Genomic DNA, 18783 nt, shown 5'->3' with positions numbered 1-18783 from the left:
ACCCTTGCCCAAAAGCGCATCGGATTCGTCTTCTTCCATCGCTCCCAGCCGCAAATTTGACCGCGACATGCAGGTTCCGCCCGAGACCCAGGTCGTCATCGATTTCGACGACAACCGCGCCGCGTCCGCGCTAGTTGGCCCTTATGGCCAGCATCTGGCACAGATCGAACGGCGGCTTGGCGTCGTCGTCGATTCCAAGGGCAACCACATCACGATTGGCGGCTCGCGCGACGGCTGCGATGCCGCGCGCCGGGTGCTGGAGACGCTCTACGCCCAGGCCGTGAAGGGACAGGATCTCGACCAGGGCGAGGTCGAGGGCGCGATCCGTGCCGTGATCGCGCAGGGCTCGCTGTTCGAGTTCGATGCCAAGTCGGCCAAATCCACCTTCGACAGCATCAATCTGCGCAAGCGCCCGGTGCGTGCGCGCACGGCGGCGCAGGATTCCTATATCCGCGCGCTGAAGCGCCACGAGCTGGTGTTCGGCATCGGCCCCGCCGGCACCGGCAAGACCTGGCTCGCGGTCGCGCATGCCGCGCAGCTATTCGAGCGCAAGGAAGTCGACAAGATCATCCTGTCGCGCCCGGCGGTGGAAGCCGGCGAGCGGCTCGGCTTTTTGCCCGGCGATCTCCGCGAGAAGGTCGATCCTTATCTCCGCCCGATCTACGACGCGCTCTATGACCTGATGGACGCGCGCATTGTCGAGCGCGCGCTGCAGACCGGCGAGATCGAGATCGCGCCACTCGCCTTCATGCGCGGTCGCACGCTGACCAACGCGGCCATCATCCTGGACGAGGCGCAAAACACCACGTCCATGCAGATGAAGATGTTCTTGACCCGCCTTGGCGAGAACAGCCGCATGATCGTCACCGGCGATCCCTCGCAGATCGACTTGCCGAACGGCCAGACCTCGGGCCTCGCCGAGGCGACGCGCCTGCTGAGCGGCGTCGAAGGCATTGCGCAAGTTCATTTCAAGGCCGAAGACGTGATCCGCCACGAGCTCGTGGCGCGGATCGTCTCCGCCTACGAAGGGTCGCCGCAGCGGCCGGCCGCCGGTAAATCCTGACGAGACAGCAACCGGACCATATGGGCGCGGACACGGCGCCCCTTCGTTCGGAACAAGGACAATGTCACACCCCAACCTTCCCATCACCGAGGTCCTCGTCGTCGCCGATTGCTGGCAGCGGGAGCCCGAATCCGAAGCCGTGATCCAGCGCGCCGTGGCGGCCGCCGCCGAGAATGTCGACGAAGACGTTGCGGAGGCGGAAGTGGCGGTGATGCTGACCGATGATGCCGGCATCCGCACCCTGAACAGCAACTGGCGCGGCATCGACAAGCCGACCAACGTGCTGTCGTTTCCCGCGCTGCAGCCGGAAGGCGACTGGAAGCCTGGCGATGCGCCGCGCATGCTGGGCGACATCGCGATCGCCTACGAGACCATGCGGCGTGAGGCGGACGAGGAACAAAAGCCGTTCGATCATCATTTGAGCCATCTCGCCGTGCACGGTTTCCTGCATCTGGTCGGCTACGACCACGAAAACGAAGACGACGCCGAGGAAATGGAAGCGCTCGAACGAGAGATCCTGGCTCATCTCGGCATTCCCGACCCCTATGCCGACCGCCCAGGGACGCATTGAGATGCCGGATTCGGACCCGACTCACGACAATCCGCGCAACACGGCCAATTTACCGGTCGTGGTGACCTCAGGCGAGGTGATGCGCCCGACCGCGGAGGGCTGGCTGCTGCGTGCCATTCGCAGCCTGTTCGGCTGGAAGGCAGGTTCGGTGCGCGACGACCTCCAGGTCGTGCTCGACGCCACGACGCCCGACGACACCGGCTTCTCGACGGTCGAGCGCACCATGCTGCGCAACATCCTCGGCCTGCACGAGCGTCGCATCGCCGACGTCATGGTGCATCGCGCCGACATCGTCGCGGTCAAGCGCGACATCCCGCTCGGCGAGTTGATGGACCGTTTCGAGAGCGCCGGCCATTCGCGCCTCGTGGTCTACAACGAGACGCTCGACGATCCCGTCGGCATCGTCCATATCCGCGATCTGCTCGCCTTCATGACCGCGCGTGCGCGCGTGTCGGGGGTCACGAAAACCAAGCGCAAGAAACCGCTGCCGGCCGGGCTCGATCTGCGTACGGTCGATCTCGCGCTGCCGCTCGAGGAAGCGCGCATCATCCGCAAGCTGCTCTACGTGCCGCCGTCGATGCGGGCGATCGACCTGCTTGCGCAGATGCAGGCCACCCGCATCCATCTGGCGCTGGTGGTCGACGAATATGGCGGCAGCGACGGCCTGGTCTCGCTCGAGGACATCGTCGAGCAGATCGTCGGCGAGATCGACGACGAGCATGACAGCGACGAGCCGCCCTCGATCGTGCGGTTGCCCGACAACGCCTTCATCGCCGACGCCCGCGCCAGCCTCGACGACGTCCGCACCGTGATCGGCGAGGACTTCGTCACCGGCGAGGCCGGCGAGGAAGTGGAGACGCTGGGCGGCTATCTCGTCAGCTTCGTCGGGCGCCTGCCGGTGCGCGGCGAGGTGATCTCGGGCCCCGGCCATTACGAGATCGAGGTGCTCGATGCCGATCCGCGCCGGGTCAAGCGACTGCGGATCTCGACGCGAAAGGAGCGTCCCGCGCCGCGCACCCAGCGCGAGAGCCGGCGCCGCGAGGCTGCGCCGGATGGCAGCCAGCCGACGGCCAGCGACACGCCCACCCCGCCGCCAAGCGACGGGACCGGTCCGCAGTGAGCCCTTTCCAGCGATTTCGCCAGATCGCGCTTGCCATCATCCTGACCTGGGGATGGAAGCGCGCGCTCGTCGCGATGGCTGCCGGCGCGCTCTCGGTGCTGGCGCTGGCGCCGTTCAACGCCTTCCCGGTACTGTTCATCACCTTCCCGGTGTTGGTCTGGCTGATCGACGGCGCCGGCGCCGGACGATATCGCGGCGTCCCCGCCGCGGCGCTTACCGGCTACTGGTTCGGCCTCGGCTATTTCGTGCCCGGCCTCTACTGGATCGGCTACGCCTTCTTCGTCGACGCCGATGTATTCGCCTGGCTGACGCCGTTCGCCGTGCTGGGCCTGCCGGCCTATCTGTCGATCTTCACGGCAATGGGCTTTGCGCTCGCCCGCCTGCTCTGGACCAAGAACGCGACGCGCGTGCTTGCGCTCGCGGCAAGCCTCACCATCACGGAATGGCTGCGGGGTCATGCGCTGACCGGCTTTCCCTGGAACGCGTTCGGCTATGCGCTGTCCGAGCCGCTGCCGCTGGCACAAACGGCGTCGCTGATCGGCCTGTGGGGCATGACGTTCCTGACGGTTGCGATCTTCGCAAGCCCCGCGGCGCTGATCGACCGCACGCCCGATCGCCGCCTGGCGTGGCGCGCACCGGCCGCGGCCCTGGCGCTCCTGCTGGTCATGAGTATCTTCGGCGCGATCCGCCTGTCGCTGCATCCGACCACGATGGTCGCGGGCCCCAAATTGCGCCTGATGCAGCCGGATCTCCAGCAGGACGCGAAATTCAACTACGCCGCCAAGGCGGAGGTGATGAAGAAATATCTGGCCTTGTCGGACCGCGCCTCCGGACCGCAATCGACCGGCGTGCGCGATGCCACCATCCTGATCTGGCCGGAATCCGCCTTTCCGTTCTTCCTGACTCGCGAAGCCGATGCGATGGCGCAAATCGCGGAGCTTCTGCCCAAGGGCACGGTGCTGATCACGGGCTCTGTCCGCGCGCCCGACCTGCCGCGGGGCACGCCGATCACACGCGCCTATAATTCGATCTACGTGATCGACCACGACGGCAGCGTGCTCTCTATGTACGACAAGCTGCATTTGGTGCCGTTCGGCGAGTTTCTTCCCTACCAGGGCCTGATGGAGAAGCTCGGTTTCGAGCAACTCACGCGTGTGCGCGGCGGCTTCATTGCCGGCACCGTGCGCCATGCGCTGCCGGTCCCCGGCGCGCCGTCCGCGCTGCCGCTGATCTGCTACGAAGCAATCTTTCCCGGCGAGGTGGCCGGACGCAATGAACGTCCGGGCTGGATCGTGAATCTCACCAATGACGGTTGGTTCGGAATTTCGACCGGTCCCTACCAACACCTCGAACAGGCGCGGATGCGCGCGATCGAGCTCGGATTGCCGCTAGTTCGCTCCGCCAATACCGGCGTTTCCGCAGTGATCGATCCGGTGGGACGCATCGTCGCCAGCCTCGGTCTCGGGATCGAAGGCATTTTGGATGCAAATCTGCCCGCCGCGATCCCGCCGACTATCTATGCGCGCGTGGGCGATGTCCCCGCGGCCATGTTTGTCGCGCTCGCCGTGTTTCTGGCGGTCCGCCGACGTGTTGCCAAACGGCGTCCCTGATCACGCAGCCGCGGCCGATAGCTTTTGACAACCGTAGTCCCACGGTTGACAGACTGCACGCGGCCTCCTCATTCTGCACCGGCTGCAAAAGACAGTGGGTATTGCTAAATTTCTCCGCAATGTTTCCCAATAACAGGGTCTGATTTTGACGTTGCTTACACCTCAGGCATTCCTGATTGCGCCGAAGGTGATGTTTGGAGGGCTGAGGAAATGTCGAAAGCGCCCAACCCTGTTGACAAATATGTCGGCAGTCGCGTGCGGATGCGCCGCATCATGTTGGGCATGAGCCAGGAAAAGCTCGGTGAAGCTTTGGGCCTGACTTTCCAACAAGTTCAGAAATACGAGAAGGGCACAAACCGGGTCGGCGCGAGCCGCATCCAGCAAATTGCCGAAATTCTCCAGGTGCCGGTGTCCTTCCTGTTCGAGGGCGGTCCGAGCGGCGTGGCGGGGCCGGACGGCTTCGCAGAAGGCGCATCGCCGTCTTACGTCTCGGATTTCCTCGCGACTTCCGAAGGACTCGCTTTGACCAAGGCGTTCACCCGAATCACCGATTCGAAGATGCGCCGCTCGATCGTCGATCTCGTCGAGCAGATTGCGGCCCGCGAAGGCCCCGACAAGCGCTGACGCGCCATCTCAATCCGATTTGAGACTGCGTCAAATCTGGCCTATGTCGTCATTTGTGGCCGCGCTTTGATGCGCGTCCTCCTTGATGATGCGATTCAAAGGCACAGATGCGCCCATGGCCAGCTCCAATTGGTTCGATTCTCAAACTATTCTCGATGGCATCCGCCGCTGGGTGGAGGTCGAGACGCCAACGGACACGCCTGAACAGGTCAACAAGCTCGTCTCGATGGTCGCGGAGCAATACCGCGATCTCCCTGTTACGCTCGAGCGCATCGCCGGTGTCGATGGTTGCGGCGATCATCTCGTGGCGCGCTCGACCTGGGGCCAGGACCGGCCGGGCATCCTGGTGCTGAGCCACCTCGATACCGTTCACCCCATGGGATTCATCGAGCGCCTGCCGTTCAAGGTCGAAGGCGACAGCGCGTTCGGTCCCGGCATCTACGACATGAAGGGCGGCGCCTACATCGCCCACCACGCCTTTCGCGCGCTTTGCGCCACGGCCGATCGCCGGCCGCTCGGCATCACCCATCTGTTCACTTCGGACGAGGAGATCGGCAGCCCCACCTCTCGCGCACTCATCGAGACCGAAGGGCGCAAGGCGAAGTACGTGCTGGTGACGGAGCCGGCGCGCGAGGGCGGCAAGATCGTCACCGGTCGCAAGGGCGTCGGGCGATTCGAAGTGTTCATCAAGGGCGTGCCCGCGCATGCCGGCACGCGGCCCCAGGATGGCCGCAGCGCGATCCGCGAGCTTGCCAACGTCATCCTGGCGCTGGAGGCGATGAACGATCTGGCGCGCGGCGTCACCGTCAATGTCGGCGTGGTGCGCGGCGGCACGCGGCCCAACGTGACGCCGGAAGAAGCCTATGCTGAAATCGATCTGCGCGTGCCGAGCTTCAAGGACGCGGATGAATTCGTCGGCAAGATCCTCGCTTTGACATCGAAGACAGATGGCGTCACCGTCAAGGTCACGGGCGGGCTCAATCGTCCGCCTTACGAGAAGAGCAATGCAGGCGCTTCGCTGTACGAACATGCAAAGACGGTTGCCACGGAGATCGGCTTCGATCTGGTGGACGTTCACACCGGCGGCGGCTCGGACGGCAATTTCACCGCCGCCCACACCGCGACGCTCGACGGGCTCGGCGTCGACGGCAAGGGCGCGCACACCCATTATGAGCAGCTCTATGTCTCGTCGCTCGCACCGCGCGCGCGGCTGCTCCACCGCCTCTACCAGACGCTACGATGAGTGAGCGCAAATCAGATCCGGATCGCGAGGACAGCGAGCGCGCCTTCTTCGGACGCCGCAAGGGCCACAAGCTCAGGCAGCACCAGGCCGAGCTGATCGATCATCTGCTGCCGCGTCTTGCGCTCGCCATCGACCGCGCAGCACCGGCGGATGCCCGCGAGATCTTCGCCCCCGCAGCCGACGATTTGCGGCTCGAGATCGGCTTCGGCGGCGGCGAGCATCTTGCGGCGGAAGCGCAGACCTTCGCCACAACCGGCTTCATTGGCTGCGAGCCTTACGTCAACGGCATGGCGAAGATCCTCGCGCAGATCGAGGCCGCCGAGATCGGCAACATCCGCCTGTTCGCAGGCGATGCCGCCGAGCTCCTGGCCTGGCTGCCGGAAGCTTCGCTGTCGCGGATTGACCTGATCCATCCCGATCCCTGGCCGAAACGGCGGCACTGGAAGCGGCGCTTCGTCCAGGACCGGACCATCGCCGCGATGGCGCGCGTGCTGAAAGCCGGCGCCGAATTTCGTTTCGTCTGCGACATCGACGATTACTGCGCCTGGACGCTGTCGCATCTGTCGCGCTCGCAGGACTTTGTCTGGCTCGCGGAGCGCGCCGATGATTTTCGCCTGCCGTGGGCCGGATACACGATGACGCGCTACGGCCGAAAGGCCACGCGCGAGGGGCGCAAGGCGGCGTATCTGCGGTTCAGGCGGGTCTAGATCGTCTGCCGGTTGCGCCAGAAATTCACGACGCGCTCGGCGGTCGTCGGCATCAAGCGCGTGAAATTCGCGCGCGCCTGCTCAAGATCGGCATCGGCTGGCGTGCGATTCGGGCCGTGCCACATCAGGATCAGCGCCCGCACCGTCGGCCAGCTGACATTCAGCACACGCCCCAGAACCAGGATTGGATCGTAGCGGTCGCCCGTGATCAGGCGGTCGAGGACCGAGAGGCGGACTCCGGACATCGCCGAGAGCGAAGCGATCGCCTCCTCGTATTTGTAGGCCTTCGCGAAGCCAAACAGCGCGCTCTCGCCAAGATGGCCCCCGCGATGCAAGGCCAGCACCGTACGTTGCGCTCCCGAGAAATCGCGACGCGGGCCCGGCGGCAGCGTGGCTTCCTCGATGGCCGCCATGGCGCGCGTGATCTCGACCTGGCGCACGGGATTGACCACGCTCGAGAGGCGACGGCGGATGACGTCGAGCGTACCGTCGAGAAGCTGTTTCAGGTTCTCACCCGAAAGATCGCTGCGCTGGCCGATCCTGAGCGTCAGCACGCCATCCTGCGCGGCACGCTTGATCAGCTCCGAATAGCTGCCAAGCGAGAACACCGCGCCGGCATTGCCCGCGGCGCGGCGCACCACGTCGCGATCGCCGCGCTCGACCAGCACGTCGGTGATGACAGCCGACAGCGTGGGGCGTTCGCTCATCGCCAGCAGATGTCCCTGGCCCTTCAGTCGCGCGATTTCGACGAGAGCGGCGTCGTCGAGCACGGGCGAATGGCGCAGCACGGGGCCCGCCACCGCGATTTCGTTTTCGCGCGCGAGCTCGCTCACGAGACGCCGCGGCGCGTTGTTCAGGCGCGAGAAGCGTTCGGCGAGATCGACGCGCGAGGCGAGCTCGGCATGCGGGACGAGATCGATCAGCAGATTGTCGAAGAGATCGATGACATCGGGACGGAGGTTCTCGGCGTCCTGAAAGAACAGTTGGGAAATGGCATGCGCGATCTCGCCGCGACGCCGCGGGTCGCCGCGTTTGACGATATCGTCCAGTCCGGGAATGAGCGACGTGGCAACGGTCATGAAAACGCAAACTCGTAGGGGGCACGCCGCGGGTACGCCCTGGTCCAAGCCGCCCCACAATCAGGGAATCTAGGCCTTGGAGGTGAAGGAAGCGTTGCGCCAGCGGGCCGCACAGCGGGCGCAAAAAGCCTCGCGCGCCGTGCAATGGGCCTTGTCCGAGAGGGCGGAAAGGGCTATATCACCGGCAATTCATCTTCTCATACGATCCGCGTAGTGAGAGTGGGCCCGAAAGGACCCGCTCTTTTTTATTACCTGAACGCGGCCTGGTGGAAGATGTGCGGCCCGCCGATCTGTCGGGAGAGTTCCGAAGCGGGCTTGAAAGCTTAACCAAGCCTTAACCATACCGAGCGCCTTGACCTCTGACATGACCGAACCGAACCCTGGTTCCACGGATGCCGAATTGCTGGCCGAGCCGAGGCTCGTGGTCGAGCCGGGCGTCGCGGCGCGGGTGTCCGCGGTCGCGGGGCCGGTGCTCGAAGGCATGGGCTACCGCCTGGTGCGGATCCGCATTTCCGGGGAATCCGGCTGCACCGTGCAGGTTATGGCAGAGCGGCCGGACGGCTCGATGCAGATCGAGGATTGCGAGGCGATCTCGCGGGCACTGTCGCCCGTGCTCGACGTCGCCGATCCCGTCGATCGCGCCTATCGGCTGGAAATCTCCTCACCGGGGATCGACCGCCCGCTGGTGCGCCGCTCCGATTTCGAGCGTTATGCCGGCCATCTGGTGAAGGTCGAAATGGCTGTCGCCCATGAGGGGCGGAAGCGGTTCCGCGGCACGATCGGCCCCGTCGAAGGCGACCGCGTGCATCTGCATCGCGACGACATCAAGGCGGGCGAGGCTGCCGACGTTCTCCTGACGATGGAAGACATCGCCGAGGCACGGCTGGTGCTGACGGACGAGCTGATCGCGGAATCCATGCGCCGCGGCAAGGCCCAGGCCCGCGAAATGCGCCGCAATCTCGGCCTCGAGCCGCCGGCGGCGCCGCACGCCAGCATCAGCGAAAAAACGACCAAGAACACCAAGCCGACTAAGAAACCGACGCCGGCCGCGACGAAGAAGCCGGCTCCGACCAATACCAAGAAACATCGCCTGGCCGCCGAACGCGCGCGACGGGGCGAAATCGATCCTGACGAAGGAGACTAGCCATGGCAGTCAGCGCCAATCGACTTGAATTGCTTCAGATCGCCGACGCCGTTGCGCGCGAGAAATCGATCGACCGCGGCATCGTCATCGCGGCGATGGAGGATGCCATCGCCAAGGCGGCGCGGGCCCGCTACGGCAGCGAGACCGACGTTCACGCCGAGATCGACCCGAAGAAGGGCGAGCTGCGGCTGTCGCGCCACATGCTGGTGGTCGAGACGGTCGAAAACCATTCCAACCAGATTTCGCTGGTGGATGCGCAGCGCGCCAATCCCGGTGCCCAGGTCGGCGACACCATCGCCGACACCCTGCCGCCGCTGGAATATGGCCGCATCGCCGCGCAATCCGCCAAGCAGGTGATCGTGCAAAAGGTGCGCGAAGCCGAGCGCGACCGGCAATATATGGAATTCAAGGACCGCATCGGCGACATCGTCAACGGCGTCGTCAAGCGCGTCGAATATGGCAGTGTGATCGTCGATCTCGGCCGCGGCGAGGCCATCATCCGCCGCGACGAGATGCTGCCGCGCGAAGTGTTCCGCAACGGCGACCGCGTCCGCGCCTACATCTTCGATGTCCGCCGCGAGACCCGCGGGCCGCAGATCTTCCTCTCCCGCACCCATCCGCAGTTCATGGCAAAGCTGTTCGCGCAGGAAGTGCCCGAGATCTATGACGGCATCGTCGAGATCAAGGCGGTCGCCCGCGATCCCGGCTCGCGCGCAAAAATCGGCGTGATTTCTCGTGATTCCTCGGTCGATCCGGTCGGCGCCTGCGTCGGTATGCGCGGTTCGCGCGTGCAGGCGGTGGTGAACGAATTGCAGGGCGAGAAGATCGACATCATCCCCTGGTCGCCCGACATCGCGACCTTCGTGGTCAACGCGCTGGCGCCGGCCGAAGTCTCCAAGGTCGTCATCGACGAAGACCGCGAGCGCATCGAGGTCGTCGTGCCCGACACCAACAACCAGCTCTCGCTGGCGATCGGCCGCCGCGGCCAGAATGTGCGTCTGGCCTCGCAGCTCACCGGCTGGGACATCGACATCCTGACCGAGCAGGAGGAATCGGAGCGCCGCCAGGCCGACTTCGAGAACTCCACCCGCGTCTTCATGGAATCGCTCAATGTCGACGAAGTGGTCGGCCAGTTGCTGGCGTCCGAAGGCTTCACGTCGGTCGAGGAACTCGCGATGGTGGACGTCAAGGAACTCGCCGGCATCGAAGGTTTCGACGAGGAGACCGCGCAGGAACTCCAGAACCGCGCCCGGGAATATCTCGAACAGCTGGAAGCCGAGCTCGAGGCCAGGCGCAAGGAACTCGGCGTCGAGGACGCCGTGAAGGACGTGCCCGGCGTCACCTCGAAGATGCTGGTGAAGTTCGGCGAGAACGACATCAAGACGGTCGACGACCTCGCCGGTTGCGCCACGGACGATCTGGTCGGCTGGACCGAGCGCAAGGAAGGCGGCGAGCAGACCAAATATCCGGGCGCGCTCGATGGCCTGGAGATCTCCCGTGACGATGCTGAAGCGATGATCATGCAGGCCCGCGTCAAGGCCGGATGGATCACCGAGGCCGATCTCGCCAAGCCTGCTGAAGAGGCCGAGGCGACCGAAGATCAGCCGGCTTAGGGCGAAGGAGGATGTCACCCGGATGCTCGCCGATACTGACCCCGAACTCGACCATGGACCGCGGACCGAAAGGTCCGCGACCGTGCGGATGTGTGCGGTCAGCCGCGAGGTCCGGCCGATCGACGAGCTGATCCGCTTCGTCGTCTCGCCGCAAGGGCACATAGTTCCCGATCTCAAGCGCAAGCTGCCCGGACGCGGCATGTGGGTCACCGCCTCGCGCGAGGTGGTTGCGGAAGCCGTTCGGCGTCACCATTTTACGAAAGCCTTCAAGCGCGAGCTGCGCATCCCTCAGACGTTTCCCGCCGACCTCGAGGCGCTCCTGGTCCGGAGCGTGGTCGAAGCCCTTGGGATTGCGGCCAAGGCGCGCCAGATCGTCGCCGGTTTCGGCAAGGTCGAAAGCGCGCTTCGGGAGGGTACGGTCGAGGTCCTGATCCATGCCAGCGACGGGGCCGCGGACGGAATCCGCAAATTGGACATGCTGGCGCGTCAAAATGAGGGAAATCGCGGCGCCAAGCCGGAGATTCCCGTCGTCACTGCACTAAAATCGACAGAATTGGATTTGGCACTTACCCGGTCAAATGTGATACATGCTGCCCTGCTCGCGGGCCCGGCGAGCAAGTCATTCCTGTCACGTAGCCAGATGCTGGTCCGATACCGGATGGCGGACGCTGACAGGACTGCCGAAAAGCCCGGCCAGGATTTCTGAGAGACAACGACCACCCGATAGCACGGTGCGGCAACGCACAAGACAACAAGATCAGGATTAGGACTGCTTAATGGTTGATACCAAGACCCCTGGCGACAAGAAGCTGAGCGTTCCGAGCAAGACGCTATCGCTCAAGCCGCGCGTCGAAACGGGCACCGTGCGCCAGAGCTTCAGTCATGGCCGTAGCAAGCAGGTCGTGGTCGAGAAGCGTGGCAAGCGCCGTGTCGACGGCAGCCCTGAACCGCAGGTGGCCGAAGTGGCGAAGCCCGCGCCGGCCGCCGCGCCCAAGCCTGCCCCGGCACGCCCCGCGCCGCCGCGCAACGCCGGCTCCGGCGTGGTGCTGCGCACGCTGACCGAGGACGAACGTTCCGCCCGCGCCAGCGCGCTGGCCGATGCCAAGGTGCGCGAAGTCGAAGAGCGCCGCCATGCCGAGGAAGAGGCCCAGCGCCGCGCGGTCCGCGAAAGCGCCGAGCGTGCTGATCGTGAGGCCGCCGAAGCCCGCCGCAAGGCCGAGGAGGAGCGTCACCGTCACGAGGAGGAAGCCAAGCGGAAGGCCGAAACCGAGGCCAAGAAGCGTTTTGGCGAAGGCGAGCAGCCGCAATCTGTGGCGCGCCCTGCAACGGGGACCTCGGCCGCTCCTGCAGCGCGGCCCGGAGCGCCGATGGCGCGACCCGGCACAACCACCACGGCACGCCCGGGAACAACGACCGCGCGACCCGGAACGACCACGCAGCGGCCGGGAGGCCCGGTGGGCCGCGCCCCCGCCGTCGCAGCCGGACCGGACGAGGACGACGGTCCGCGCCAGATCCGTCGCGGCCCCGGCGGCGCTGCGCGGCCTGTGGTCGCTCCCAAGCCCACCCACAAGCCCGGCCCGCAGAAGGAGCGCGGCCGCCTGACGGTCGTCACCGCCTTCAATGCCGACGACGTCCGCGAGCGCTCGATCGCCTCGTTCCGCCGCCGCACCCAGCGCCTGAAGGGCCATGCCGCGAACGAGCCGAAGGAAAAGCTCATCCGCGAGGTGGTCATTCCGGAAGCGATCACCATCCAGGAGCTCGCCAACCGCATGTCGGAGCGCGCGGTGGAAATCATCCGCATGCTGATGAAGCAGGGCGCGATCCACAAGATCACCGACGTGATCGATGCCGACACTGCGCAGCTGATCGCCGAGGAGCTTGGTCACACCGTCAAGCGCGTTGCCGCGTCCGACGTTGAAGAAGGCCTGTTCGACGCCATCGACGATTCGACCGACACCGAGCCGCGCTCGCCGGTGGTGACGGTGATGGGTCACGTCGACCACGGCAAGACCTCGCTGCTCGATGCGCTTCGTCATGCCAACGTGGTCTCCGGCGAAGCCGGCGGCATCACCCAGCATATCGGCGCCTATCAGGTGCTGTCGCCCGAAAGCGGCAAGAAGATCACCTTCATCGACACGCCCGGCCACGCCGCGTTCACCGCGATGCGCGCGCGCGGCGCCAAGGTGACCGACATCGTCGTGCTGGTGGTTGCGGCCGACGACGGCGTGATGCCGCAGACGATCGAAGCCATCAACCACGCCAAGGCGGCGCGGGTGCCGATCATTGTTGCCATCAACAAGATCGACAAGCCCGACGCCAAGCCCGAGCGCGTGCGCACCGAGCTGCTCCAGCACGAGGTGCAGGTCGAATCCTTCGGCGGCGAAGTCGTCGATGTCGAAGTGTCGGCGAAGAACAAGACGAATCTCGACAAGCTGCTCGAGATGATCGCGCTCCAGGCCGACATCCTCGACCTCAAGACCAATTCGGATCGTCCGGCCGAAGGCACCGTGATCGAAGCCAAGCTCGATCGTGGCCGCGGTCCGGTCGCGACCGTTCTGGTCCAGCGCGGCACGCTCCGTGTCGGTGACATCATCGTCGCCGGCGCCGAAATGGGCCGCGTCCGCGCGCTGATCTCGGATCAGGGCGAGACGGTGCAGGAGGCAGGTCCATCCGTGCCGGTCGAGGTGCTCGGCTTCAACGGTCCGCCGGAAGCCGGCGATCGTCTCGCCGTGGTCGAGAACGAAGCCCGCGCCCGCCAGGTCACCAGCTACCGCGCGCACCAGAAGCGCGAGAACGCGGCTGCCTCGATCTCCGGCATGCGCGGCTCGCTCGAGCAGATGATGTCGCAGTTGAAGACGGCGGGCCGCAAGGAATTCCCGCTGATCATCAAGGCCGACGTGCAGGGCTCGCTGGAAGCGATCCTCGGCTCGCTGGAGAAGCTCGGCACCGACGAAGTCGCCGCGCGCATCCTGCATGCGGGTGTCGGCGGCATCTCGGAATCGGACGTGACGCTCGCGGAGGGCTTCAACGCCGCGATCATCGGCTTCTCGGTTCGTGCGAACAAGGAGGCCGCTGCGGCCGCCAAGCGCAACGGCATCGAGATCCGCTACTACAACATCATCTACGACCTCGTGGACGACGTGAAGAAGGCCATGAGCGGCCTGCTCGCGCCGACCCTGCGGGAAACCATGCTCGGCAATGCCGCGATCCTGGAGATCTTCAACATCTCCAAGGTCGGCAAGGTCGCCGGCTGCCGCGTCACCGACGGCACCGTGGAACGCGGCGCCAACGTGCGCCTGATCCGCGACAACGTCGTCGTGCACGAAGGCAAGCTGTCGACGCTGAAGCGCTTCAAGGACGAAGTGAAGGAAGTCCAGTCCGGTCAGGAATGCGGCATGGCCTTCGAGAACTATCACGACATGCGCGCCGGTGACGTCATCGAGTGTTACCGCGTGGAGACGATCCAGCGCTCCCTGTAAGTCCAAATCTTACCGAAGCGCCTGGATCTTTTTTGAACTGAATTGCGGGAGTACGATGGCCGGATTTTTTCCGGCCATCCACCCCTCTTCGTTTCAGCAAGACAAATGACAATGCCCGTGTCCCAAAAGCGGGCATGACGAGGTGATTTTCAGACCATGCCCCGCCATCATCAAAAAAAGAGTTCCGCGTCTGGCGGCTCGCAACGTCAGTTGCGGGTCGGCGAGCAGGTTCGCCATGCGATAGCCGAGATTCTGGCGCAAGGCAGCGTGCATGATGCTGACCTCGAAGGTCACATCATCACCGTGCCGGAGGTGCGGATGTCGCCCGACCTGAAGCTCGCAACAGTCTACGTGATGCCGCTCGGTGGCCGCGACACCGAGATCGTCCTCGCTGCGCTCGAGCGCAACAAGAAATTCCTGCGCGGCGAGGTCGCGCGGCGCGTTAACTTGAAATTTGCACCTGACCTTCGCTTCCGCGTCGACGAACGATTCGACGAAGCGGAACGGATCGAGAAGCTTTTGCGAACACCCGCGGTGCAGAAGGACCTGGAACAGGATCCGGATACGGATCGGGAAGAAGAACGATGACGATGGACCCGGCTCACGGCACGATCGGCGGCGAAGAGGCCGATCAGCTCGACGTGCAGAAGAATAATTTTGCGGACATGAGCGGCAATTCTCAGCCCGCTCAAGAGCCGCGCCGCGTCAACAACGATCCGCGCGCCAACAAGCAGAAGGGCAACCAGCCGCGCCGCGACCGTCGCGACGTCCACGGCTGGGTCGTGCTCGACAAGCCGATCGGCATGACCTCGACGCAGGCCGTTGCCGTGCTCAAGCGCCTGTTCAACGCCAAACGCGCCGGCCATGCCGGCACGCTAGATCCGCTGGCCTCCGGCGGCCTGCCGATCGCGCTCGGCGAGGCCACCAAGACCGTCCCCTTCGTCATGGACGGCCGCAAGCGCTACCGGTTCACGGTGTGCTGGGGCGAGGAGCGCGACACCGACGACATCGAGGGCCGGGCGACCGCAACCTCGGACCAGCGCCCGACTCGGGAGGCCATCGAGGCCCTGCTGCCCCGTTTCACCGGGGTGATCCAGCAGATCCCGCCGCGCTATTCCGCGATCAAGGTCCAGGGCGAGCGCGCCTACGACCTCGCCCGCGACGGCGAGATCGTGGAACTGGCCTCGCGCCCGGTCGAGATTCACCGATTAAGCCTTGTAGATCAACCGGATAGCGACCGGGCCGTGTTCGAGGCCGAGTGCGGCAAGGGCACCTATGTCCGCGCGCTGGCCCGCGATATGGGCCGGATTCTCGGCACTTACGGCCATATCTGCGCACTGCGGCGGACCCTGGTCGGCCCATTTGGCGAGAACGACATGATTCCGCTGGATCAGCTGGAGGCTTTGTGCGATAGAGCCGCGTCCGGCGAGGGTAGCCTCGCCGACGCGCTTATGCCCGTTGAGACCGCGCTGGACGACATCCCGGCACTGGCCGTCACTCGGGCTGATGCGGCAAGGCTCCATCGGGGCCAGGCCGTTTTGTTGCGCGGACGGGATGCGCCCACTTGTAGCGGCACAGTCTATGTCACGGTGGCAGGCCGGCTTCTCGCGCTTGCCGAAGTCGGCAATGGCGAAATCATCCCCAAGCGTGTGTTCAACCTGACCGGCCTGACTGCCAGCGCCGATCGCAACGAGAGAAATTGACGATGTCGATTGCCGCAGAACGCAAAGCGGAAGTCATCAAGACGAATGCCAACAAGGCCGGCGATACCGGCTCGCCAGAGGTTCAGGTCGCGATCCTGTCGGAACGCATCGCCAACCTCACCAACCATTTCAAGACCCACGTGAAGGACAATCATTCGCGTCGCGGTCTCTTGAAGCTGGTCTCGACCCGCCGCTCGCTCCTCGACTATGTGAAGAAGAAGGACGAGGCGCGCTACAAGGCGCTGCTCGAGAAGCACAACATTCGTCGTTAAGAGTTCTTGCGCGCGCCAACCGGCGCGCGTTTTCGCGCGTGATTTCGAACGAAAGCGTTTGTTTAAAGGTTTTTCGTCGAGGCTGCGTGCGCGTCGGATGCGAGCCGTTGACGGCGAGCATCCGGGCATGATGGGCGAACACCGCGCTTCGGTGTTCGCGTTCGTGCCGACTGACAGTCCAGCAGCAATCCGGCGGCTGGGCACAACGGGCAAGGCGCCCGTATGACCCGAAGGGATGGACGCCATCCGAAATCCAAAAACCATGGCAGGATCGCAGGACGCTGATCGCCCGCTTCGATCAACGTCCCGCAATCTTGCGCATGGTTTTTGTTTTTCGACCCGTCCTTCTTTCGAGAACCCATGAAAGAAGACCTCTATGTTCAATAAGCATTCAGTCGAGATCGACTGGGGTGGACGCCCTCTCAAGCTTGAAACCGGCAAGATCGCCCGCCAGGCCGACGGCGCCGTCGTCGCGACCTACGGCGAGACCGTGGTGCTCGCCACCGTCGTTGCCGCGAAGTCACCGCGTGAAGGCGTCGACTTCCTGCCACTGACCGTCGACTACCAGGAGAAGACCTACGCAGCCGGCCGCATTCCCGGTGGCTATTTCAAGCGCGAGGGTCGTCCGACCGAGAAGGAAACGCTGGTCTCCCGCCTGATCGACCGTCCGATCCGTCCGCTGTTCGTCGACGGCTGGCGCAACGAGACCCAGGTGATCGTGACCGTGCTCTCGCACGATATGGAGAACGATCCCGATATCGTCGCGCTGGTGGCCTCATCGGCTGCGCTGACCCTGTCGGGCGCTCCCTTCAAGGGCCCGATCGGCGCCGCGCGCGTCGGCTTCGCCAATGACGAGTTCATCCTCAACCCGACGCTCGACGAGATGGTCGACACTCAGCTCGACCTCGTCGTCGCCGGCACTGCGGACGCCGTGCTGATGGTGGAATCGGAAGCCAAGGAGCTGAACGAAGAGATCATGCTCGGCGCCGTGATGTTCGGTCACCGCCACTTCCAGCCGGTGATCAACGCGATCATCGAGCTCGCCGAAAAGGCCGCGAAGGAGCCGCGCGAGGTCACCGCGATCGACAATTCGGCGCTCGAAAAGGAAATGCTCGGCATGGTCGAGCAGGAACTGCGCGCCGCCTACGCCATTCCGGTCAAGCAGGATCGCTACGCCGCGGTCGGCAAGGTCAAGGAAAAGGTGATCGCGCACTACTTCCCGGAAGGCCAAGAGCCGAAATACGACAAGCTGCGCATCGGCGGCGTGTTCAAGGAGCTCGAAGCCAAGATCGTTCGCTGGAACATTCTCGACACCGGCAAGCGCATCGACGGCCGCGATTCCAAGACCGTGCGCAACATCGTCGCCGAAGTCGGCGTGCTGCCCCGCGCCCACGGTTCGGCGCTGTTCACCCGCGGCGAGACCCAGGCGCTGGTCGTGACCACGCTCGGCACCGGCGAGGACGAGCAGTACATCGACGCGCTGTCGGGAACGTACAAAGAGACGTTCCTGCTGCACTACAATTTCCCTCCCTACTCGGTCGGTGAGACCGGCCGCCTCGGCGGTACCAAGCGCCGCGAGATCGGCCACGGCAAGCTCGCCTGGCGTGCGATCCACCCGGTGCTGCCGCCGCACCACGAATTCCCCTACACCACGCGCGTGGTGTCGGAGATCACCGAATCCAACGGCTCCTCGTCGATGGCATCGGTCTGCGGCGCCTCGCTCGCGCTGATGGACGCCGGCGTGCCGTTGAAGCGGCCGACCGCGGGCATCGCAATGGGCCTGATCCTCGAAGACAAGCGCTTCGCGGTTCTCTCGGACATCCTCGGTGACGAGGACCATCTCGGCGACATGGACTTCAAGGTCGCCGGTACCGAGCAGGGCATCACCTCGCTCCAGATGGACATCAAGATCGAGGGCATCACCGAGGAGATCATGAAGGTCGCGCTCGGTCAGGCTAAGGATGGGCGTATCTACATCCTCGGCGAGATGTCGAAGGCGCTCACCAACGCCCGCGCCGAGCTCGGCGAATACGCGCCGCGCATCGAGACCTTCAAGATCGCCACCGACAAGATCCGCGAAGTGATCGGCACCGGCGGCAAGGTGATCCGCGAGATCGTCGAGAAGACCGGCGCCAAGGTCAACATCGAGGACGACGGCACCGTGAAGGTCGCCTCCAGCGACGGCGAGGCGATGAAGGCCGCGATCAAGTGGATCAAGTCGATCGCCTCCGATCCGGAAGTCGGCCAGATCTATGACGGCACCGTCGTCAAGGTGATGGAGTTCGGCGCTTTCGTGAACTTCTTCGGCTCCAAGGACGGCCTTGTCCACATCAGCCAGCTCGCCTCGGCGCGAGTGCAGAAGACCTCCGACGTCGTCAAGGAAGGCGACAAGGTCAAGGTCAAGCTGCTCGGCTTCGACGACCGCGGCAAGACCCGCCTGTCGATGAAGGTGGTCGACCAGGAGACCGGCGAAGACCTCGAGGGCAAGGGCGAGAGCCAGCAGCCCGCGCGCGAAGCGGCCGGCGAGTAAATCTCGCTACCTGCCAGAAACACGA

At 64.8% G+C, this 18783-nt stretch carries 16 protein-coding genes; 15 read left to right on the top strand and 1 reads right to left on the bottom strand.

Features of this window, described 5'->3' with window-relative positions; all coding sequences use genetic code 11:
* Positions 1 to 4 precede the first annotated feature (4 nt).
* The 7 genes from IVB50_RS11570 to IVB50_RS11540 all read left to right on the top strand — a co-directional run bounded on the left by IVB50_RS11570 (position 5) and on the right by IVB50_RS11540 (position 6938).
* Positions 5 to 1063, top strand: coding sequence for a PhoH family protein (locus tag IVB50_RS11570; protein WP_081747794.1), 1059 nt, complete (start codon positions 5 to 7; stop codon positions 1061 to 1063).
* 61 nt (positions 1064 to 1124) lie between these two features.
* Positions 1125 to 1634 carry an rRNA maturation RNase YbeY gene (gene ybeY / locus IVB50_RS11565; RefSeq protein ID WP_018455806.1) on the top strand — a complete coding sequence of 170 codons (510 nt, stop codon included), beginning with the start codon at positions 1125 to 1127 and terminating at the stop codon, positions 1632 to 1634.
* A 1-nt stretch (position 1635) separates the two neighbouring features.
* Positions 1636 to 2754, top strand: a complete 1119-nt coding sequence (locus IVB50_RS11560) for a hemolysin family protein (protein WP_026233030.1) — start codon at positions 1636 to 1638, stop codon at positions 2752 to 2754.
* Complete coding sequence (gene lnt / locus IVB50_RS11555; RefSeq protein WP_018455804.1) at positions 2751 to 4364, top strand: apolipoprotein N-acyltransferase; 1614 nt, start codon at positions 2751 to 2753, stop codon at positions 4362 to 4364. The genes IVB50_RS11560 and lnt overlap by 4 nt, the downstream gene beginning before the upstream one ends.
* Before the next feature lie 210 nt (positions 4365 to 4574).
* Positions 4575 to 4988, top strand: coding sequence for a helix-turn-helix transcriptional regulator (locus IVB50_RS11550; protein ID WP_007598327.1), 414 nt, complete (start codon positions 4575 to 4577; stop codon positions 4986 to 4988).
* Between the two features lie 85 nt (positions 4989 to 5073).
* On the top strand, positions 5074 to 6231 hold the full coding sequence (locus IVB50_RS11545; RefSeq protein ID WP_026233029.1) for a M20 family metallopeptidase: 1158 nt from the start codon (positions 5074 to 5076) through the stop codon (positions 6229 to 6231).
* Entirely contained in the window at positions 6228 to 6938 is a 711-nt protein-coding gene (locus IVB50_RS11540; RefSeq protein ID WP_018455802.1) for a tRNA (guanine(46)-N(7))-methyltransferase TrmB, read from the top strand. Before IVB50_RS11545 ends, IVB50_RS11540 begins: the two co-directional genes overlap by 4 nt.
* Here IVB50_RS11540 and IVB50_RS11535 read toward each other — a convergent pair.
* The gene (locus IVB50_RS11535; RefSeq protein ID WP_018455801.1) at positions 6935 to 8017 is read right to left on the bottom strand and encodes a DUF2336 domain-containing protein; all 1083 of its coding nucleotides are present in this window, start codon (positions 8015 to 8017) and stop codon (positions 6935 to 6937) included. The two genes, IVB50_RS11540 and IVB50_RS11535, sit on opposite strands and share 4 nt — an antisense overlap.
* A 364-nt stretch (positions 8018 to 8381) precedes the next feature.
* Between IVB50_RS11535 and rimP the strand changes: the two genes are divergently transcribed.
* The 8 genes from rimP (at position 8382) to pnp (ending at position 18758) form a co-directional block, all read left to right on the top strand.
* A complete protein-coding gene (gene rimP, locus IVB50_RS11530) occupies positions 8382 to 9161 on the top strand; it encodes a ribosome maturation factor RimP (RefSeq protein WP_018455800.1) in 780 nt (259 codons plus the stop codon).
* A gap of 2 nt (positions 9162 to 9163) precedes the next feature.
* Positions 9164 to 10774 (top strand): transcription termination factor NusA, encoded by a 1611-nt coding sequence (gene nusA, locus IVB50_RS11525; protein WP_007603900.1) that lies wholly within the window; start codon positions 9164 to 9166, stop codon positions 10772 to 10774.
* 22 nt (positions 10775 to 10796) lie between these two features.
* Positions 10797 to 11480: an RNA-binding protein gene (locus IVB50_RS11520; protein ID WP_018455799.1), complete on the top strand. Its 684-nt coding sequence runs from the start codon at positions 10797 to 10799 to the stop codon at positions 11478 to 11480.
* 70 nt (positions 11481 to 11550) lie between these two features.
* On the top strand, positions 11551 to 14253 hold the full coding sequence (gene infB / locus IVB50_RS11515; protein WP_018455798.1) for a translation initiation factor IF-2: 2703 nt from the start codon (positions 11551 to 11553) through the stop codon (positions 14251 to 14253).
* A gap of 156 nt (positions 14254 to 14409) precedes the next feature.
* Positions 14410 to 14841, top strand: a complete 432-nt coding sequence (gene rbfA, locus IVB50_RS11510) for a 30S ribosome-binding factor RbfA (protein ID WP_026233028.1) — start codon at positions 14410 to 14412, stop codon at positions 14839 to 14841.
* A complete protein-coding gene (gene truB / locus IVB50_RS11505) occupies positions 14838 to 15956 on the top strand; it encodes a tRNA pseudouridine(55) synthase TruB (protein WP_018455796.1) in 1119 nt (372 codons plus the stop codon). The genes rbfA and truB overlap by 4 nt, the downstream gene beginning before the upstream one ends.
* 2 nt (positions 15957 to 15958) lie before the next feature.
* The gene (gene rpsO, locus IVB50_RS11500; RefSeq protein WP_007598346.1) at positions 15959 to 16228 is read left to right on the top strand and encodes a 30S ribosomal protein S15; all 270 of its coding nucleotides are present in this window, start codon (positions 15959 to 15961) and stop codon (positions 16226 to 16228) included.
* A 376-nt stretch (positions 16229 to 16604) separates the two neighbouring features.
* The gene (gene pnp, locus IVB50_RS11495) at positions 16605 to 18758 is read left to right on the top strand and encodes a polyribonucleotide nucleotidyltransferase (protein WP_018455795.1); all 2154 of its coding nucleotides are present in this window, start codon (positions 16605 to 16607) and stop codon (positions 18756 to 18758) included.
* Positions 18759 to 18783: the final 25 nt, after the last annotated feature.

It is taken from the genome of Bradyrhizobium sp. 87 (assembly GCF_023073015.1).
Classification (GTDB): domain Bacteria; phylum Pseudomonadota; class Alphaproteobacteria; order Rhizobiales; family Xanthobacteraceae; genus Bradyrhizobium; species Bradyrhizobium canariense_D.
This window is presented reverse-complemented; position numbering and strand designations above follow the sequence as displayed.